The sequence below is a fragment of the Idiomarina sp. UBA4206 genome (genome assembly GCF_002383015.1).
Classification (GTDB): domain Bacteria; phylum Pseudomonadota; class Gammaproteobacteria; order Enterobacterales; family Alteromonadaceae; genus Idiomarina; species Idiomarina abyssalis.
Window position 1 is genome coordinate 13,200 of record NZ_DFTS01000021.1, and the last position, 1,771, is coordinate 14,970.

Below are 1,771 nucleotides of genomic sequence, written 5' to 3' on the forward strand. Positions count from 1 at the left end.
GGTATGCATGCCAAAGGCTGGAGTCGTGAACGCGCAATGGACTTTATGGCCAACAACACCGCGTTGTCACTGCATAACGTGAAAACCGAAATTGACCGTTACATTACCTGGCCTGCCCAAGCGCTTTCATACAAGCTTGGCGAACTGACTATTAAGCGTTTACGCAACGAAGCAGAACAGCAGTTGGGTGATAAGTTCGACATTCGTGAATTCCACGATGCAGTACTGGAAAACGGCAGCGTGCCACTGAAAGTACTCGAGCAACACATCAACGACTGGATTGCCGAGCAGAAATAGAACAGAACCCCGCTATCAGGAAGACGCCTGCAAGTACGTCCTTGTAAGGCTTGGCTGGCGCCATCCATGGCGCCAGACACTTCCTGATAGCGGGGATTCTATTTGTCTATTTCTACCGTCTTTAAAACCATCCTTGGCGCTGCACACCTCCACATGAGGCCCTATAACCATTGGACGCGCTCACGATTATTTCTCCCAGTATGTACGATCCCTGGCCTTCGACACTCCGCCACAGAAGTACTCAACACTCATAACGCTCACAAGTGAAAAACCTGCCCTATCGACTTACGAACACACCGCTGACCAACACAGAACAATGACGTATCAGTTTTATTGCGCAGAGATCTCACTACAAAATCGTTATCTGGTAAACCAGCTCTTGGGTATTCTGTTTCTGTCGCAGAAAGGCCATGACGTAACTCGTTTTATCTTTCTCATCCAGACGAAATAAGATCTTATAATTATCTACTAGCATTACTCGATAGTCAGTGATACCTAACGTCTCAAGTTCATGAGAAATGGGGAATTGCAAAGGGTTATCGCCGAGTTTATTGGTGGCGAAATCAAGAAGTTGATGACCTAATCTAATAGCTTCTTCCTGGCCCAGAAAAGATTCCATATAGCGGGTTAAAACAGCCAGAGTCTTATAACTGAGCTCCGTAAAATGAACATCGTAGTTCATAACTGAGGACTAAAGCTCAAACTTCTTTGTACTGAGTTCACGCTCTAGCCTTTCTCTTGCTTCGCTAAGAGATAGAAGATTCTGATTTCGAATATCCCGTTCAGCCAGATTCATCAATTTAAGTGTCGCGATAGCTTCGTCTCTCTGTCGAGCGCTGGCTTCTGACTCAATACGGTATACCGGATTTCCACCCTGAGTGACAACAATAGGCTCTTCGACATTCAGTGACGCCGCATTTTGCTTAATGTAACTAATGGTTTTTATCTGCATAGATCTCTCCCGACTGAATAGTCTAAATATAGACTATAAACAGACCACCTGCAAGCCAGGATATCTCACCTGATGTGAACAACAGGCTACTGAATATCAGACACAAAAAAACCGCCGAAGCGGTTTTATAAGTTGCTAATGAGTGCGTTCAACGGTTGCGAGGACTCTTAACGAGGTGTGCAGCGCCATGGATGGCGCTGCCCAAGCCCTACAGGGAAGTACTTGCGGGCGTCCTCGTAAAGAGTCCTTGCAACCTAAGCACTCATTAAGCCACGTTGATGGTTGGGATGATGTTTTCCTTGGCCGCTTTTTCTGCGTCGCGGAAGGCATCCATCTGGTCGAAGTTCAGGTATTTGTAAACTTCGCCAGCCATCGAATTGATGTCCTGTGCGTACTCCAGGTATTCTTCCGGAGTTGGCAGGCGACCAACGATAGCACCGACAGCTGCTAATTCAGCAGAAGTCAGGTAAACGTTTGCACCATCACCCAAGCGGTTCGGGAAGTTACGGGTTGAGGTAGACA

Annotated in this window: 4 protein-coding genes; 1 reads left to right on the forward strand and 3 read right to left on the reverse strand. The window is 46.9% G+C overall.

What is annotated here, in order from left to right:
* Window positions 1-297, forward strand: a 297-nt coding sequence (locus B3180_RS04485) for a DUF885 family protein (protein ID WP_286843275.1), incomplete at its 5' end; no start/stop codon positions are given.
* Between the two features lie 349 nt (window positions 298-646).
* Here the strand turns inward: B3180_RS04485 and B3180_RS04490 are convergent.
* From B3180_RS04490 to B3180_RS04500, 3 genes are all read right to left on the reverse strand, one after another.
* Entirely contained in the window at window positions 647-979 is a 333-nt protein-coding gene (locus tag B3180_RS04490) for a type II toxin-antitoxin system RelE/ParE family toxin (protein WP_222236469.1), read from the reverse strand.
* Between the two features lie 9 nt (window positions 980-988).
* Window positions 989-1,249, reverse strand: a complete 261-nt coding sequence (locus B3180_RS04495) for a type II toxin-antitoxin system Phd/YefM family antitoxin (RefSeq protein WP_054489935.1) — start codon at window positions 1,247-1,249, stop codon at window positions 989-991.
* 265 nt (window positions 1,250-1,514) lie between these two features.
* The coding region (locus B3180_RS04500) for a hypothetical protein (RefSeq protein ID WP_286843278.1) at window positions 1,515-1,771 on the reverse strand (257 nt) is incomplete at its 5' end.

Excerpts from the sequence above, each read along its gene's own strand:
- B3180_RS04490 (WP_222236469.1), bottom strand. The coding sequence starts at position 979 with ATGAACTACGATGTTCATTTTACGGAGCTCAGTTATAAGACTCTGGCT.
- B3180_RS04495 (WP_054489935.1), bottom strand. The coding sequence starts at position 1,249 with ATGCAGATAAAAACCATTAGTTACATTAAGCAAAATGCGGCGTCACTG.